Source organism: Halomonas sp. PR-M31, assembly GCF_001039575.1.
Lineage (GTDB): Bacteria > Pseudomonadota > Gammaproteobacteria > Pseudomonadales > Halomonadaceae > Modicisalibacter.
Genome location: NZ_JIBT01000058.1, coordinates 1 through 16,992 on the forward strand (window position 1 = coordinate 1; position 16,992 = coordinate 16,992).

The 16,992-nt window shown below is 59.3% G+C and carries 15 protein-coding genes and 1 pseudogene; 5 read left to right on the plus strand and 11 right to left on the minus strand.

Annotated elements, in window-relative coordinates:
- Positions 1–96: 96 nt before the first annotated feature.
- The 10 genes and pseudogenes from CH74_RS14705 to rsgA all read right to left on the minus strand — a co-directional run bounded on the left by CH74_RS14705 (position 97) and on the right by rsgA (position 9,404).
- Positions 97–714: a TetR/AcrR family transcriptional regulator gene (locus CH74_RS14705; RefSeq protein ID WP_048308286.1), complete on the minus strand. Its 618-nt coding sequence runs from the start codon at positions 712–714 to the stop codon at positions 97–99.
- 121 nt (positions 715–835) lie between these two features.
- Entirely contained in the window at positions 836–964 is a 129-nt protein-coding gene (locus tag CH74_RS19860; protein WP_301280863.1) for a hypothetical protein, read from the minus strand.
- Between the two features lie 116 nt (positions 965–1,080).
- Positions 1,081–2,541, minus strand: coding sequence for an MFS transporter (locus tag CH74_RS14710; protein ID WP_048308304.1), 1,461 nt, complete (start codon positions 2,539–2,541; stop codon positions 1,081–1,083).
- Positions 2,542–2,688: 147 nt separating this feature from the next.
- Positions 2,689–3,534, minus strand: a complete 846-nt coding sequence (locus tag CH74_RS14715) for a metal ABC transporter permease (RefSeq protein WP_048308287.1) — start codon at positions 3,532–3,534, stop codon at positions 2,689–2,691.
- Positions 3,531–4,424, minus strand: coding sequence for a metal ABC transporter permease (locus tag CH74_RS14720; protein ID WP_172656349.1), 894 nt, complete (start codon positions 4,422–4,424; stop codon positions 3,531–3,533). Before CH74_RS14720 ends, CH74_RS14715 begins: the two co-directional genes overlap by 4 nt.
- Before the next feature lie 2 nt (positions 4,425–4,426).
- Positions 4,427–5,377, minus strand: coding sequence for a manganese/iron ABC transporter ATP-binding protein (locus CH74_RS14725; protein ID WP_048308289.1), 951 nt, complete (start codon positions 5,375–5,377; stop codon positions 4,427–4,429).
- Between the two features lie 110 nt (positions 5,378–5,487).
- Positions 5,488–6,401: pseudogene (locus tag CH74_RS14730) on the minus strand (metal ABC transporter substrate-binding protein).
- 14 nt (positions 6,402–6,415) lie between these two features.
- Positions 6,416–7,261, minus strand: a complete 846-nt coding sequence (asd, locus tag CH74_RS14735; protein WP_048308290.1) for an archaetidylserine decarboxylase — start codon at positions 7,259–7,261, stop codon at positions 6,416–6,418.
- Positions 7,262–7,494: 233 nt separating this feature from the next.
- Positions 7,495–8,325: a sulfurtransferase gene (locus CH74_RS14740; RefSeq protein WP_048308291.1), complete on the minus strand. Its 831-nt coding sequence runs from the start codon at positions 8,323–8,325 to the stop codon at positions 7,495–7,497.
- A 68-nt stretch (positions 8,326–8,393) separates the two neighbouring features.
- Complete coding sequence (gene rsgA, locus CH74_RS14745; protein ID WP_048308292.1) at positions 8,394–9,404, minus strand: small ribosomal subunit biogenesis GTPase RsgA; 1,011 nt, start codon at positions 9,402–9,404, stop codon at positions 8,394–8,396.
- Between the two features lie 138 nt (positions 9,405–9,542).
- On the opposite strand from rsgA, the gene orn reads away from it, so the two are divergent.
- On the plus strand, positions 9,543–10,124 hold the full coding sequence (gene orn, locus CH74_RS14750) for an oligoribonuclease (RefSeq protein WP_048308293.1): 582 nt from the start codon (positions 9,543–9,545) through the stop codon (positions 10,122–10,124).
- An 18-nt stretch (positions 10,125–10,142) separates the two neighbouring features.
- On the opposite strand, the gene queG is transcribed toward orn, so the two are convergent.
- Entirely contained in the window at positions 10,143–11,246 is a 1,104-nt protein-coding gene (queG, locus tag CH74_RS14755) for a tRNA epoxyqueuosine(34) reductase QueG (RefSeq protein ID WP_048308294.1), read from the minus strand.
- A gap of 208 nt (positions 11,247–11,454) precedes the next feature.
- Here queG and CH74_RS14760 point away from each other — a divergent pair, with 208 nt between their 5' ends.
- The 4 genes from CH74_RS14760 (at position 11,455) to mutL (ending at position 16,991) form a co-directional block, all read left to right on the plus strand.
- Entirely contained in the window at positions 11,455–12,963 is a 1,509-nt protein-coding gene (locus CH74_RS14760) for a bifunctional ADP-dependent NAD(P)H-hydrate dehydratase/NAD(P)H-hydrate epimerase (RefSeq protein ID WP_048308305.1), read from the plus strand.
- Positions 12,964–12,966: 3 nt separating this feature from the next.
- Positions 12,967–13,446 (plus strand): tRNA (adenosine(37)-N6)-threonylcarbamoyltransferase complex ATPase subunit type 1 TsaE, encoded by a 480-nt coding sequence (gene tsaE, locus CH74_RS14765; protein ID WP_048308295.1) that lies wholly within the window; start codon positions 12,967–12,969, stop codon positions 13,444–13,446.
- Positions 13,447–13,595: 149 nt separating this feature from the next.
- On the plus strand, positions 13,596–14,993 hold the full coding sequence (locus CH74_RS14770) for an N-acetylmuramoyl-L-alanine amidase (RefSeq protein ID WP_048308306.1): 1,398 nt from the start codon (positions 13,596–13,598) through the stop codon (positions 14,991–14,993).
- A gap of 24 nt (positions 14,994–15,017) precedes the next feature.
- Entirely contained in the window at positions 15,018–16,991 is a 1,974-nt protein-coding gene (gene mutL / locus CH74_RS14775) for a DNA mismatch repair endonuclease MutL (RefSeq protein WP_048308296.1), read from the plus strand.
- Position 16,992: the final 1 nt, after the last annotated feature.

A 16,992-nucleotide genomic window follows, 5' to 3' on the forward strand; every position in this document is an offset into this window, starting at 1 on the left:
TTGACTGACACTTTTTGATGCAGCAACGCGGTTCGCGATGAAACGTCAACAGGCCCTAAGGTCCTGGTAAAAATCTCAATCCTGCATGCCGCCCCTTCAGGGGCGGTACGCTTTTAAAAACATGTCCACTGCGCCTTTTGCTATGCGGTCGAGCTCCGCCTGATCGAAGGTTTTACGGATGCCGAAAAGGCGTTTGTAGAAAATATCCGCCTTGCACAGCTGGTCGAACTGATGAGCCGCCAGCTCGACGTCGTCGATGGCAAGCTCATTTCGTGCCACCGCCGCTGCCAGGAATTGACTCAAGCGGCGCGTGCCCAGATCCGGGCCAGAATCATAGAAACTGCGCGCCAGTTCAGGAAAGCGCACGGCCTCCGAGACAGCAAGGCGATAAAGATCCTGCATGGAAGGAGACAAGAGCAGTGCGACAAGTTTGTGGGCAATTTCGCGCAGCGTCGCCTCCGTGTCCTCGCGGCGACTGGCGAGCTCGAATAATCGATTGGCCTGAGCGCTGCATTCCTCCTCGATGACGGCGGTGAAGAGCGCGCGCTTGTCGGGAAAGTAGTTGTACATCGTGCCCTTGGAGACGCCGGCGCGACGCACGATCTCATCGGTGCTGGCGCCTTCGTAACCAAATTCCAGAAAGGTCGCCTTGGCGCCCTTGAGTATCTGACGTGCCTTGGGGCTATCCAGGCTGCGTGTTGCAGTATCGTTCATTTTTGCGTTTTGTCTTGAATGGTGTACAGGATGGACCGATCACCAGAATATCTGAAATGAACCATCAACCCGAAATCAGGCCCTTGTATAAAATTTTATTGAACCGCTACAACGTACTGCTTTAGGCGTTGCACCGAATCGATGATCCTGAATTCCTGGATTCATAGAATAAACGTAACACCCAGAGCAACGGGGTGTCGGGTTCAGTATCCAGGGTATGTCGAGTGCCGTTGACGGTCAGGGTTGTCATCGTCTTTTCCTTCTTATTATGTGTCTCGATAGTTGATGTTAGTAGGCGCTAACCTCTTGTGCTCTGGTTTCGATGTGCTTCCAGCCGAAAAGCACCAGAAAACGATAGACGTGCCTTCAGGTTGCGCGGCTGGATTCCTCTTCTGGACTTGCCACGACCCGAATCAGTAGCGCGGCGGCGAGCGCACTCACAGCGGCCATGCCGGCGCCCACGAAAGCCGCCCCGGCAAAGCCATCGATCAACGCATCATCGCCTTTGCCTGCATCTATCAGTACCAGACCAAGCAGTGCCGTGGCGATCAGTCCGGCACTGCGCGCTATGGCGTTGTTCACCCCGGAGGCCACACCGACAAAATCATCCGCGACGCTATTCATCACGGCGGTGGTCAGCGGGGCGACGCTTACGGCCATACCGACTGCGATGATCAGTAGCGCGGGAAAGATGTCGGACCAGTAATTGAAATCCTGCGCGGGCAGACGAGCAATCAGTGCAAACCCCACCGCGACGCCGAGGGGCCCGATGGTCAGTATCCAGCGAATGCCAATCCGTTGCGCCAGACCGCCGGTATAACGGGAAAGCAGTCCCATGGTCAGCGGAAAGGGAAGAATGGCAGCCCCCGCGGCGGTGGCCGTGAATCCAAAACCGCTGATCAAGGTGTAGGGCAGCAGTACCAGCAGGCCGCCAAGCGCTGCATAAAGAAACAAGGTGAGCAGGGAGATACCGGCGAAGCTCGAGGTGGCAAACAGGGCAAGCGGCATCATCGCCCGGGAGCCCTTGCGATGTTCGACGATAAGGAATGCGACGACGAGTATCGCTCCCATCATGAACGCAAGTAAAACGGCCGGATCGACAATGCCCCGTTCGGGAAAGGCAATCAAGGCCCAGATCAGGACGCCCAGCGCCGCCGTTGCCAACGCTGCGCCCAGCCAGTCGAGCGGGGCGGTGATCCTGGCGTTCTCCCGGCTTTCCGTGATCGCCCAGCGCCCTATCAGAAACGCAGCGGCGGCCGGCGGGACGACGATGAGAAACGCCCAGCGCCAGCTGGCCACATCCACCAGCCAGCCGCCGAGTACCGGCGCCGCCGCCCCGGCCATGGCGCCCACCGCTGCCCAGGTGCCCACCGCCTTGCCCCGGGCTTCCCCAGAAAAGCTGGCGGCGATGATGGCCAGGCTGTTCGGTGCCAAGAGCGCCGCGCCGACTCCTTGCAAGGCGCGGGCTGCCAATAGCAGCGTTAGATTGGGCGCGAGCGCGCAGGCCAGGCAGCCGAAAGTAAAAACGACCAGTCCCAGCAGGAAGACACGCTTGCGACCGTAATGATCTCCCAACGCACCTCCCATCAACACCAGCGCACCGAGCGGCAGGAGATAGGCGTTGACGATCCATTGGGCGCCGGCGGCATTGGTCGCGAAGCTTGTCTGCATGGCGGGCAGCGCAACATTGATGATGGCGCCGACGACGAAGGCCAGGCTCGAACCCAGGATCGTTGCGGCGAGCACGCCCCGCTTGCGCGAGCAAGGAGTGTGGTCACTGCGGGTACGCAGGCTTTCGTCACAAGGAGGCGTGAGAGCGGTGGCCACGAATTGATCCTCCTGCGAGCCTGCAAACGAGGTTGACGCCTTGGCCTGCATGACCATCAAAAGAAATACTTTCAGACAACGATGGCCGACGTTTATCAGATTCGCGGGTTTTCTTGTCAGATTTCGACTTTGAACCAGGCGTCGATCTCAACTGGCGGCGAGTCGTCGTGAGCTCCTGCGAGTGACTCCCAGACGATAGATGAATGCCAGGATAAAAAGCCCCGTCAGAATCAATACGATCGTTGGCGCCGGGGCACTGTCGAGAAAGAAGCTCGCGTAGGTGCCCGCTAGCATCGAGATCGTACAAATCGTCACTGAAACGATCAGCATGGGGCCAAAGCTGCGCACTATTAGAAACGCGATGGCCCCGGGGGTGACGAGCAGCGCCACGGCGAGAATCAGGCCCACGGAGCTCAGGGTGGCCACGATGGTCAGCGATAGACTCGCCAACAGACCGTAATGCAGTAGCTTGGTGTTGAGTCCTACCGCCTGGGCCTGAGCGGGATCGAAGGCATGCAGCAGCAGATCCTTCCACTTCAGCAGCAAGAGCCCCGAGACGATGACGGCGATCAGTCCCGAGGTCCAGAGATCCTGACTGCCGACGCCGAGCATGTTGCCGAACAAGACATGATCAAGATGCTCGTTGGTATGGATCGAGGTATACATGACGATGCCGAGGCCAAACATGCCGGAAAACACCACCCCCATGACCGTATCCTGCTTTACCCGGCTGTTATGGGATAGATATCCGGTGGCAAGCGCGCAGGTCATGCCTGCGGCGAAAGCACCGACGATCAGCGGTAGCCCGAGAATCCAGGCCAGCACGATGCCTGGGAGCGTGGCATGACTGACCGCATCGCCCATCAGCGCCCACCCTTTCAAGACCAGAAAGCAAGACAGCAGGGCCGTAGGCGGCGCTACCATCAGCGCGATCCAGAACGCGTTCTGCATGAAGGGAAACTGAAAGGGCAGCAGTAACGTATCGACGGTCATGATTGAGCTTCCCGAGCTGAGGTCGATCCGGTGTCGGGGGGCGATTTCAATGCCTTGGCGGCCTTGCGCCTGGCTGCAAGCAGCCCGTGTTTCGGGGCAAAGACGAAGGCGATGAGGAAGATGAGCGTCTGCAGCATGACGATGATGCCGCCGGTTGCCCCATCGAGGAAATAGCTGGCATAGGCGCCAACGAAGCTGGTCAGGGTGCCGATCAGCACCGACAGCATGATCAGCCGAGGAAACCGGTCGCACAGGAGGTAGGCCGTGGCGCCCGGGGTTACCACCATGGCAATGACGAGAAAGGCACCGACGGTGATCATGGCCGCAACGATGGCCGCGGAGAGCAAGGCGAAAAAGATCACTCGCAGCAGGTCCGGACGCAGGCCGATGGAGCGGGCATGGTTTTCATCGAAGAACACCACCATCAGATCCTTCCATTTGGCCAGCAGAACCGCCAGGCAAACGAACCCGATGATGGCAAGCTGTAAGGTATCTTCCGGGGTGATGGCCAGGATATTGCCCATGATGATCGTCTGAATGCTGACCGCCATCGGGTTGAGGGAGATCATGAACAGACCCAGACCAAAGAACGACGTGAAGATGATGCCGATGATGACGTCGATCTTGAGCCCCGAACGCCCGGACAAGAACAGCATTGCACCGGCAGCAAGGCCGCCGGCAATGAAGGCACCGAGGGCAAAGGGCAGGCCGAGAATATAGGCGCCTGCAACACCGGGTGCCACGGAGTGGGACAGCGCGTCACCGATCAGCGACCAGCCCTTGAGCATGAGATAGGATGAAAGAAAGGCGCAGACCCCGCCGACGAGAGCGGATACCCACATGGCGTTGTTCATGTAGCCATAGCCAAACGGTTCAAGCAGAAGTTCCATCATCACTCCTCTGCCTTATCGTTCTCATCCGGAAGAGAGCCACGTTCGGCCGTACTGGGTATCGTCTTGATACGGCTCTTGGAATCGCGGCTATCACCGTATTGCACGAAGGGACGCTCGTCGTCGGTGATGATGCGCACTTCCCGCGGGTCGTCGTCATCGTGCAGATCGGCGCCGCCGAGGGTGAAGTGGCGCAGCACGCCGCCAAAGGCAAGCTCGAGATTTTCTCGGGTGAAGGTGGTTTCCGTGGGGCCCGAAGCCAGCACCGTCCCCTTGACCAGCACGGTCCGATCACAAAAGTCCGACACGGAGCCTAGATTGTGGGTCGATACCAGCATCACCCGGCCTTCGTCACGCAGTTCCCGCAGAAGCGCCACGATCTGATCTTCCGTTTTCACATCGACGCCGGTAAAGGGTTCGTCGAGCAGGATCACCCGTCCTTCCTGAGCAAGTGCCCGGGCCAGAAAAACCCGCTTGCGCTGACCCCCGGAGAGCTCGCCGATCTGGCGATGGCGAAAGTCGCTCATGTTCACCCGCTCGAGGGCTTCATTGACGGCCACATGATCGGCCCGCCGAGGCCGGCGCAGAAAGCCCATGTGGCCGTAGCGCCCCATCATCACCACGTCTTCGACGAGTACCGGGAATGCCCAGTCGACCTCTTCGGATTGCGGCACATAGGCCACGAGGTTCTCCCGTAGAGCATCTTTCACGGTGCGGTCAAGCAAGCGAATTTCGCCTCTCGCGAGGGGCAAGAACCCCATGATCGCCTTGAACAGCGTCGACTTGCCGGCGCCATTGACCCCCACCAGAGCGGTGATGGTGCCGCGCGGAATCTCGAAGCTGGCATTATGCAGTGCGGTGTGTCCATTACGGTAGGTGACCGTCACGTCCTGGGCCAGAATACCGCCGCTGATGCTTTCAGATTGAGCCTTCCCTTGCTTTGATGCGTGCAAAAACGAGTTCTCCTGTTGCAGCTACTTGTTGTAACTACTGATTTATCAGAGCAGAACAGCTTTCAGAGTACAATGCTTACGAAGGCTGAAAGAAGCGATCAATATGGCTGTTACTGCCGCGTCATGTTTTTCGTCAATCCGTCCGCGACGGTTTGGGACGTGACGCGTAATAGATCGATATACGTCGGTACCGGACCATTCGGCTCACTGAGACTGTCCACATAAAGAACGCCGCCGTAGGCGGCACCGGTTTCTCGTGCCACCTGCTTGGCCGGGGAGGTGTTGACGGTGCTTTCGCAGAACACGACGGGAATATCGTTGTCCGTCACGCCATCGATGACACTGCGTACCTGCTGCGGTGTCCCCGTCTGATCCGCGTTCATCGGCCAGAGATAGAGCTCTTTCATCTCGAAATCCCGGGCCAGGTAGCTAAAGGCGCCTTCACAGGTAACGAGCCAGCGCTTGTCTACTGGGATTTGAGAAATTTGCTCGCGCAGTGGCTCGATCGTGTCACGAATCTCGTTTTTATAGGCCTCGGCGTTATCCCTGTAGGCCTCTGCATTATCCGGATCGTGCTTTGCAAACGCCGTGGCGATGTTGTCGACATAAACCATGGCGTTGTCGAGGCCCATCCAGGCATGTGGGTTGGCCTGGCCTTCGTAGGCGCTTCGGTAATCGAAATCGGATCGATACCATCGGTCAAGGTCACCGAGGGGATGTCCCCAAGATTCGCGAGAAACTGCTCGAACCAACGCTCGAGATTCAGCCCGTTCCAAAGAATCAAATCCGCACCGTGAGCGCGAACAATATCCTGGGGGGTGGGCTCGTAGCCGTGAATCTCGGCGCCGGGTTTGGTGATCGACACCACCTTGGCGTGATCGCCTGCCACGTTTTGCGCCATTTCCGCCAGCACGGTAAAAGTAGTCACTACCTTCAACTTGTCCTCAGCGGCGTTGGCAGTTTGCGCGGCTGCGATGAGAAGTAGCATTGCCGCAAGTACTGTCTTCAAGCGTCTGATCGACATTTCACGAGCCCTCTCTAGCTGCGGCTGACAAAGTCACCCAGCGTCTTGCCCATACGCATCGGGCTTTCATCCGCATCCAATCCTTCACGAAAGGCAACCCTGTCGGAGAAGCACAGAATGACCGTGGAGCCGAGCTTGAAGCGGCCCATCTCCGTGCCCTTGGCAAGTTCGATGGGCGTGTCGAAGCGAGTGGTCTGGATCCGCTTCGACAAGGGTGTGATCTGACCTGCCCAGACCGTTTCGATGGCGGCGACGATCATGGCACCCACCAGCACCATGGCCATGGGGCCCCGATCCGTGTCGAAGAGACAGACCAGGCGTTCGTTGCGGGCAAACAGCCCCGGCACCTGGTCCGCGGTGGCAAGATTGACCGAGAAAAGCCGCCCCGGCACATAGGTCATTTCCCTTAGGGTGCCGGTCACGGGCATATGCACCCGGTGATAGTCCTTGGGAGAAAGATAGACCGTGGCAAAGCTTCCCTGCTGAAACGGGTCGGCACGTTGATCATCGCCGCCGAGCAGCGAGGATACCGAATAGGTCTGGCCCTTGGCTTGAATCAGGGTGCCATGCTCGACGTTGCCGAACTGGGATAGAAAGCCGTCCGCCGGGGAGACGATGCCATCGCCGATGGGGCGTGCGTCGTCTTTCAGCGCCCGAGTGAAGAAGTCGTTGAAGCAGGGGTAGGCGGTAGGGTCAGGCTCTTGCGCTTGACTCATGTCGACCCCGTAGGTGCTGATGAAGCGCTTGATCATCATGTTCTTCAGCCAAGGGGTGCGGGCGTCCGCCAGCGTGCCCGCCAGGCGCGAGATCAAATGATGGGGCAGGGGGTATTGAATTAGAGAGAAGAGCTTGTCTTGCATCACAAGTATCGGCTTCCAGTCTTTGTAGGCTGCTGCTTGGCGCAGCGTTTAGAGTGACATTAGCAAGAACGCTGACATTCAGATGACGGCGCGTGGCGATCGACAGGGATGTCGATCGAGGCGTGGCAAGAGGGATCTTGTTCCACGCCGACACGCAAGCCGGCATCTGAAATGCCAGGGTTTCGTTCTTGCGCGTCGCGATGAACGTCTGCAGGCAAGCATGTTCGCCAACATTATTTCTCGATGGGGGTGTCGTCGCGATTGCCCCACTCCTGCCAGGAGCCGGGGTAGCCGCGAATTTTCTCAAAGCCGAGGGCCTTACCCACCAGCCAGGTGAAGCCACTGCGATGATGACTCTGGCAGTGAGTGACGACTTCCATGTCCGGGGTCAACCCTTGGGCCTCGAGGGTCGTTATCAGTTCCGCGTAGTCACGAATGCGCAGATTGCGCTCCGGGTCCATCGCCTCGGTCCACTCCATGTTGATTGCACCGGGGATATGACCAAGATGCTTGTTCTGGCCTTTCTCGCCGCGATACTCCTGAGGCGCCCGGGCGTCCCAGATGGCAAATCCCTTTTCGCTCAGGCGCTCGATCAGCTCATCTCGTTCGATCAGGATGTCGGGATTGAGAATTTCCGCCTGATAGTCGCTGGATTTGGGTTGTGACGTCTCCGTCGATTCGGGGTGACCGTCCGCGCGCCAGGCATGGATGCCGCCATTGAGATAGGAGTAGCGGGTGTGGCCGATCAGTTCCAGCGTCCAGAGCAGTCGGCCCGCCCAGCCACCGCCTTCGTCGTCGTAGGCCACCACGTGGGTATCCCGGGTCAATCCCAAGGATGAGAACAGCTCGGAAAGCGCATCATCACTCGGTATATCGTTGGGAACGTCGCCCTGACCCACCATCAACCGGCGATGATCGAGAAAAATGGCGCCAGGCACATGGCCCGTTTCATAGCTGTCTGCCTTGAGCGGTACATCAATGATCAGCAGCTGAGGATCGTCCAGATGCTCCGCGAGTTGCTCCGGTTCGACGATCAGCGGTAACAGGTTCGTTTCGGAACGCATGACGCTCACTCCTTGATCAAGCGGGAATGCCCAGATGATGACATAGCTTTGCGTCTTTCGGCGACCAATTAGCGCGGCGTGAGGCTCTCGAGGATACGCCGATAGCTGGCGAAGCGCTGCTGGGAGACGCTGCCACGTTCCACTGCATCGATCAGGGCGCAGCCCGGCTCGTTGCGATGGCGGCAGTCACGGAAACGACAGTGACCGAGCAGATCGCGAAATTCGATGAAGCCCTCCGCGACCTGTTGCTCATCGAGATGTACCAGCCCGAACTCCCGGATACCCGGTGAATCGATCAGCTCGCCGCCGCCGGGCAGGGCGTAGAGTCGCGCGGTGGTGGTGGTATGAGTGCCCTTGCGGGAATCCTCCGAGAGCGCGCCGATGCGCAGGGCTTCGTCGGGCAGCAGGCGATCGATAAGCGACGACTTGCCCACACCGCTTTGCCCGACGAATACCGAGGTGCGATCCGTGAGCCGTTCGTGCAGGGCGTCCAGACCATCGTCGCGCTGGGTCGTGGCCCGCACCACCGCATAGCCCAAGCGCTCATAGTGGGTGAGCAGGGCGCCGAGCTCGCCCCCATCTTCCGGCAGCAAATCAATCTTGTTGAGTACCAGCGCCGGGGTAATACCGGTAGCCTCGGCGGCCACCAGATAGCGGTCGATGAGATTGGCAAAGGGTGCGGGTTCGACGGCAAAAACGATGAGGATTTGATCGATATTGGCGGCGACGGGTTTGAGCTGATGATACGGGTCCGGGCGTTCGAGCACGTTGTCCCGGGAATCCCGGGCGACGATGACGCCGCTGCCGTCCTGAGCCTCGCGCCAGATGACTCGATCGCCGGTGACCAGACTGTCGAGATTGGCCCGCACATGACAGCGGTGCAGGGTGGCATTCGCGGACTGAATGTCCAGGGTGCGACCGAAATGAGCGATCACCCGCCCGGCCACTTCCGGGCCATACTCGCCGGCTTCCAGGGATTCGGTTTCCCGGACGGCCTGCTTGTCGGCCCGGGCAGCGCGCTCGGCCTGAATCTTCTCGATACGCCAGCGCTGCTGACGGGAAAGCTTACGTTTGCTCATACCACCTCATGGGGCGCTGACAATGCTAGCATTGTAACCAGCAGGGCGACTTCTGTCCGATCTATGAGTTGTCTGAAAAATGTCTGTGCTCGCCAATTTTCAGACAACGCTTAATCTCATCCTCTACGGAGCCGTTACATGTTTGAACACGCCATCACCCCGCGCAAGGATCTGCTGGTCTGGATCGACCTGGAGATGACCGGTCTCGATCCCAACAAGGAGCGCATCATCGAGGTGGCGACACTGATCACCGACAACGATCTAAAGCTGATTGCCGAAGGCCCGGTCATTGCCGTCAAGCAGCCGGATAGTCTGCTCGAGGCCATGGATAGCTGGAATACCAAGACTCACGGCGAGTCAGGATTGGTGAAGCGGGTAAAAGCCAGCGAGATTGATACCGCTGCCGCGGAGCAAAAGACCCTGGCCTTTCTGAAAGCCTATGTGGTACCTGGCTCCTCTCCGGTATGCGGTAACAGCGTGCACCAGGATCGGCGTTTTCTCGAGCGTGAAATGCCCGAACTGCTGGATTTCTTTCACTATCGCAACCTGGACGTCTCCACGGTAAAGGAGCTGGCCAAGCGCTGGAACCCTCAGGCATTGAAAGGCTTCGAGAAACGCAACACCCACAAGGCCCTGGATGACATCCAGGAATCCGTGGACGAACTGGCGCACTATCGGAAGACGTTCTTGCGCCTGGAGACGCCAGGCGATAGCAACTAGGAAATTAGTAAAGACAGATCAGATGGCAGTGGCAATGATCTGGCTGGATTTTGCGTGTTGGCGCTCGAGGGCCCAGCGCACATGCTCTCGTACCAGATCGGAAGGGTAAGCTAGCCGTGCCCTTAGTGCGGCTTCCACTCCCTCGCTCCAGGGCGCATTGCCGAGCGCCACCGCAAGATTGCGCAGCCAGCGTTCATAGCCGATACGCCGAATGGCGCTGCCTTCGGTCTTGCGCAAGAACTCCTCTTCGCTCCAGGCGAACAGGCGCATCAGCTCCGCCCGGTCGAGATCGTGGCGCGGCGCGAAATCCTCCTCCTGACTTGCCCGGCTAAACCGAGTGAACGGGCAAACCAGCTGGCAGTCGTCGCAGCCGTAAACCCGATTGCCCATGGCTTCGCGGAACTCTTCTGGGATGCTGCCGTGCAGCTCGATGGTCAGATAGGAGATGCAGCGCCGGGAATCCACCACCTTGTCGTCGACAATGGCGCCGGTGGGGCAGGCAATCCGGCACTGAGAGCATTTGCCGCAGTGTTCGCTCTCGAAAGGCGCGTCGATCGGTAGGGGCAGGTCCGTATAGAGCTCGCCGAGAAAGAAAAGCGATCCGGCCTTGGGGTTGAGCAGCATGGAATTCTTGCCAAACCAGCCAAGCCCAGCCTTTTGTGCCAAGGCGCGCTCCATGACTGGGGCGGAGTCGACGAAGGCGCGATAGCCAAAAGCGCCGACTTCTTCCTCGATGGCCTTTGCCAATGTGGCCAGGCGCTTGCGTATCAGCTTGTGATAGTCCCGACCAAGTGCATAACGCGACACATAGGCCTTGTTCGGCTGACCCAGAACGCGAGTGGTTTCTACCTCCGGTGGCAGATAGTCCATACGCACGCTGATTACCCGCAGCGTGCCGGGCACCAGTTCCTCGGGCCGGGTGCGCTTGGTACCGTGCTTGGCCATGAAGCTCATTTCACCCTGATGACCGGCAGCCAGCCAGTGCTCGAGGTGGCGCTCGTGGCTTTCGAGATCGGTATCGGTAATGCCGACCTGCTGAAACCCCAGCTCCCGGCCCCAGCGCTTGATGCGCCCGGCGAGCGCATTCAGGTCAATATCGGATGGGCTGCAGTGATGTGCCATGAGTGTGTGGAAAGTAGAAAGAGGGAGCGTGGAAAAACGATGGAAGTAATGGCGAACTGGGCCGATGCGAGACGATTCACACTACACTAATGCACAGTGTCCGTCAGTCTATTCCAGGCGCCGATCGAGCTGGGCGTCAACTGAAAAGCGCTCATTAAAGGCGTTATGATCCTGTTCCAGGATGGACGGATTTCAAGAGGAAACCCCCATGTCGCGGTATTACGAACATCCGCTTTATCTTACGGAACAGGTGCGCGAGATCGACCGGCGCACCATCGCCGCTGGCAAGAATGACGGATTCGAGGGTTTTGACCTGATGCAGCGCGCCGCCAAGGCGGCCTATGACGAGCTGCGTTCCCGCTGGCCAAGCGCCCAGCGCCTGTGCGTGTTGTGCGGCGCCGGTAACAACGCGGGAGACGGCTACGTAATGGCGGCGTTGGCAGTCGAGGACGGGCTCTCGGTGCAGCTTTTTGCCCTTCGTGAGCCTGGAGAGCTCACGGATGATGCTGCCCGTGCCGTGGAAATGGCGCAAAGGGCAGGGGTCGATACGATCTCCTGGCAAGAAAGCATGGCGCTCGAAGGTGACATTATCATCGACGCGCTATTGGGTACCGGCCTTGGTGGCGAGGTGCGCGAGCCTTTCGCGGCGGCGATCAAGGCGATCAGCGCAAGTGCCCTCCCGGTACTGGCAGTGGACATTCCCTCCGGGCTCGCTGCGGATACCGGTGCGGTGCTCGGGTGCGCGGTAAAAGCGGACGTCACGGTGACCTTCATCGCCGACAAGCTGGGCCTGCATACCGGTCAAGCTGCCAATCATGTCGGTGAGGTTGTGTTCTGTTCTCTGGATATCGAGGCTCAGGCACATCAGGATTTAGTGCCGGTCGCGGATTTGCTGAACGAGACGGTAATCGCCATGGCGCTACCGCCGCGTCGGCGTGGCAGTCACAAGGGCGATTTCGGTCATGTGCTGGTCATCGGCGGCGCACCGGGATTCGGCGGTGCGGCACTGCTGGCCAGCGAATCCGCGGCGCGCCTGGGAGCCGGCAAGATCAGCTTGGCAACGGCGCCGGAGCATGTCGGGGCAAGCCTGATACGCACCCCGGAAGTCATGGTTCGAGGAGTGCGTGGTGTCAGCGACGTAATGCCCTTGCTCGAAGGCGCCAACGTGATCGTGATCGGTCCAGGGCTGGGCCAGGGCGCCTGGGGCCAGGGCATGCTGCAGGTCGCCCTGGCATCGAATAAGCCGCTGGTGGTGGATGCGGACGGCTTGAATCTGCTAGCCACCCACTGGCCTGACGAAAGACGCGACAACTGGGTGTTGACGCCCCATCCCGGCGAGGCCGCGCGTCTTCTCGACAGCAGTGCCAAAAATATAGAGGCGGATCGTCTAGCGGCAGTCCAGACGCTGCAACGAAAGCGCGGCGGCGTGATCGTGCTCAAGGGTGCCGGCACTCTAGTAGCAGGCCCAGAGCATGTCGCGGTGTGCCCTTATGGCAATCCCGGCATGGCCAGCGGCGGGATGGGGGATGTTCTATCCGGCATGCTGGGCGCACTCGTTGCACAGGGGCTCGAGATGGAGCAGACAGCGCACGTTGGCGTCACCCTGCATGCCCTGGCCGCGGATTACGCCGCTTTTGAGGCGGGAGAGCGTGGCCTGCTGGCGGGTGATCTGGCATCCTATGGGCGTTTTCTGGCGAATCCGGGTATGGCCGACTGAATAATGAACGCCTCTTATCTTTTGCATGACGAAACCGAACAGATCGCGTTCGGCCAGATGCTAGGCCAGGCATTGGAGGGTCGCGGGCAGGTGCATCTTCAGGGTGAACTTGGGGCGGGCAAGACCACTTTGGCCCGGGGGATACTGCGTGCCTATGGTCATCAAGGGGCGGTCAAGAGCCCGACCTATACCCTGGTGGAGCCGTATCAGCTTGACTCCATTCGAGTGAATCACTTCGATCTGTATCGTCTTGGAGACCCGGAAGAGCTTGAGTTCATTGGGGCTCGGGATCTATTCGAGGAAAACAGCCTGAATTTGATCGAATGGCCCGTTCGAGGTCAAGGTTGGCTGCCGGCTGCCGATCTTATCATTATATTGTGCGTCATCGACGTTGGACGCGAGGCTCGATTGACGGCGAACTCGACTTATGGTGAAACCGTTCTTGCACGGCTTGACGCGCTCGTTTCAGCTCGGTCGTTTTAGCGCGCCATTAATAGCCAGTTATAGCCAGTTATAGAAAGGACCCGCAACACTTCATGAAATGGTTGAGCAACATTCATTACCGTCTGCTTTCAAGACTCCGAACCCGGCTGAAAGGGTCGGACATACTGCTGTCAGCGCTATTCGCGATAATGTCATCTTCACCGGTTCTGGCCAGCGACGTCGATAATCTACGTATCTGGGCGGCACCGGATCACGCGCGTCTGGTCTTTGATCTCTCCGGGGCGACGAAGGCCAATGTCTTTTCGCTGAACAATCCGAATCGCCTGGTCATCGATCTTGCCGACAGCAAGCTGCAGCTGGATACCTCACGTCTGGACCTGAGCGGAAGCGCCATCAGCGCCATTCGTACCGGTGCACGAAATGGCGACGATCTACGGGTGGTACTGGACTTGAGTCGCAAGGTCGATCCCAAGCACTTCACTCTGGCGCCCAACGATACCTATGGCCACCGTCTGGTGGTGGATCTCGAGTACCCAGGCGCCAGTGCGATACAAAATCCCATTGACCCCATCGAAGCCAAGATTCGCGAGCAGGAGATTGCAACGGACCGTGCTCTGGCAGAAGCTCAGGCGAGCGGAGACCGTGCTGCAGAGGCAACGTTGGTCGCGCAGGAAAAGGCAAAGCCACATCCCAAGCGCGATATCATCATTGCAGTGGATGCGGGCCATGGCGGCGAGGACCCTGGGGCCATGGGTCCGCTAGGCACCCGTGAAAAGGATGTGGTGCTGGATATCGCCCGCAAGCTCGAGAAAATCATCTCCGATACGCCAGGCTTCAAGGCGGTGATGATTCGCGACGGCGACTATTATGTCGGCTTGCGTCAGCGCACCCTGCTGGCTCGGGATCAGAAAGCCGATTTCTTCGTCTCGATTCACGCGGATGCGTTCAAGAGCCCGCGTCCCAGCGGCAGCTCGGTGTTCGCCCTGTCTCAAAGTGGCGCGACCTCGGAGACCGCCAAATGGCTCGCGGTCAGCGAGAATCGCTCGGATTTGATCGGTGGCGTCGATGGCAATCTCGATCTGACCGATAAGGACGAGGTGCTGCGTGGCGTGCTGCTCGATCTGACCATGACCGCGACCCTCAACGACTCCTTGGCGGTAGGCGGGCAGGTGCTCGATCAGCTGGGTCAGATCAACAAGCTGCATAAGCCTCGGGTCGAGCAGGCCGGGTTCGCTGTGCTCAAGTCGCCGGACATTCCGTCACTGCTGGTCGAGACGGGCTTTATTTCCAACCCGAGTGAAGAGGGGCGCTTACGCAGTTCGAGCTATCAGTACAGTCTAGCCAAGGCTGTTTTCGCCGGCATCAATGCGCATTTCAGACGCAATCCGCCGCCGGCCAGTATGCTGGCCTGGCAGCGCGATCGTCAGCGCGGCGGTGAAACCAACGAATATCGTATCCAGCCTGGAGACACCTTGTCCGAGATCGCTTCCCAGCATTCGGTGCCGGTGCAGCGCCTGAGACAGGCCAACGAATTGAACGGCGACGTGATTCGGGTAGGGCAGGTATTGCATATTCCCCGAGGCTGATTCATACCCTCTCAGTGAGACGAGATGACCCAGACACAACGTATCCACGTTCTCAATCCACGATTGGCCAATCAGATTGCGGCCGGCGAAGTGGTCGAGCGGCCTTCCTCGGTAGTCAAGGAGCTGATCGAGAATGCCATCGATGCCGGCAGTCAACGCATTGAGGTTGAGCTGGAGGCAGGAGGCGCCCGGCTAATCCGGATTCGTGACGATGGCAGCGGTATCAATGAGGAGGATCTGCCCCTGGCGCTTTCCCGTCACGCCACTAGCAAGATCGACTCCCTGGAGGATCTTGAAGGGGTCGCGAGTCTCGGTTTTCGCGGCGAGGCGCTGGCATCGATCAGTTCGGTCTCCCGGCTCGAGCTCGTATCCAACGCCACGGATGATCCCACCGCCGGTTGGCGGGTCGTGGTAGAAGACCGTGACATGGAGTCTCGGGTCACGCCGGCGCCTCACCCCCGTGGCACGTCGGTCGCGGTGCGGGATCTGTTCTTCAACACTCCGGCAAGACGCAAGTTCCTGCGCACCGAAAAGACCGAGTTTTCCCATGTGGAAGAAGTCTTTCGACGTCTGGCGCTGTCTCGCTATGACATAGCTTGGACGCTGCGCCACAACCAGAAGACGCTGCATCAGCTGCGTCCTGCCAACGACGCAACAGGCAGTGAGCGCCGCATCAGTGCGCTGCTCGGCGGCAAGTTTCTCGACGATGCCCTGCATCTGGACATTGAGGCGTCGGGTCTGCGGCTATGGGGATGGGTCGGATTGCCGACCCATTCAAGAGCCCAGGCGGATCAGCAGTATTTCTTCGTCAATGGCCGAGTGGTGCGGGATCGTCTGGTCGCCCACGCCATTCGCCAGGCCTATCGCGACGTGATGTTCCACGGGCGTCATCCGGTATTCGTGCTCTATCTGGAGCTCGACCCGATGGTGGTCGATGTCAATGTGCACCCGACCAAGCACGAAGTGCGCTTTCGCGACGGTCGACTGGTGCACGATTTTCTGTTTTCCAGTCTGCACCGTGCGCTTGGCGAAGCGCGACCCAATGTTCACGCTTCTCAAGACAAGGACAGGGAGGAAAAGCAGGCCCTGGAGGGCGAAACGTATCGTCCCCAGGCAACGCCTTCTTCTCATGTTTCATCCCTTTCCCAAGGGCAGCCCGGTTGGCAGCAGCAAATGGCACTGCGAACTGGCCAGGATGACAGGACGCGTCCAAGCGCTGGACGAGTGCGGGAGTTCATGGCGGGTTATCTCGCTCTGCACCCGGAGCATGAAGAGAGCCTACTGACGCCTCAATCACCCTTACAGGACGGCCAGCAGTCGCAGGGAATCATTCTCGAGCGCGAAGCCAATCAAGTAAGCGCCGCGCCACGTTCGCTAGCGGAAGACGACCCCACCCAGGCACCACCCCTGGGCTACGCCATCGCGCAACTTCATGGCGTCTATATTCTTGCCCAAACCGCCCGGGGGCTCGTGATCGTGGACATGCATGCCGCTCATGAGCGTATTACCTATGAAGGCATGAAGCAGCAGATATTCATCCATGCCGGTAGCGGCGGGGCTCTGGATGCTCAGCCTTTACTGGTACCCGTGTCGCTGGCCGTGAGCGCCGCGGAGGTTGAAACCGCCGAGCAGTGCCGTGACGCGTTTTCGCGACTGGGGGTCGAGCTTGACGTGGCGGGCCCAGAGACACTTCTGGTGCGTCAGGTGCCGAGTCTGCTGGCGCAAGCGGATGTGGAGCCTTTGATCCGTGACATGCTCTCGGACCTCGAGCGCTACGGCCGCTCGGATCGCCTCGAAGCGCACATCAATGAATTACTTTCGACCATGGCCTGTCATGGCAGCGTGCGGGCCAATCGCCGCCTGAGCATTGCTGAAATGAATGCCTTGCTTCGCGACATGGAACGCACAGAGCGTAGCGGCCAGTGCAATCACGGCCGTCCAACCTGGACCGAGATGTCGATGCGGGAGCTGGATAAGCTGTTTCTACGTGGCCAATAAG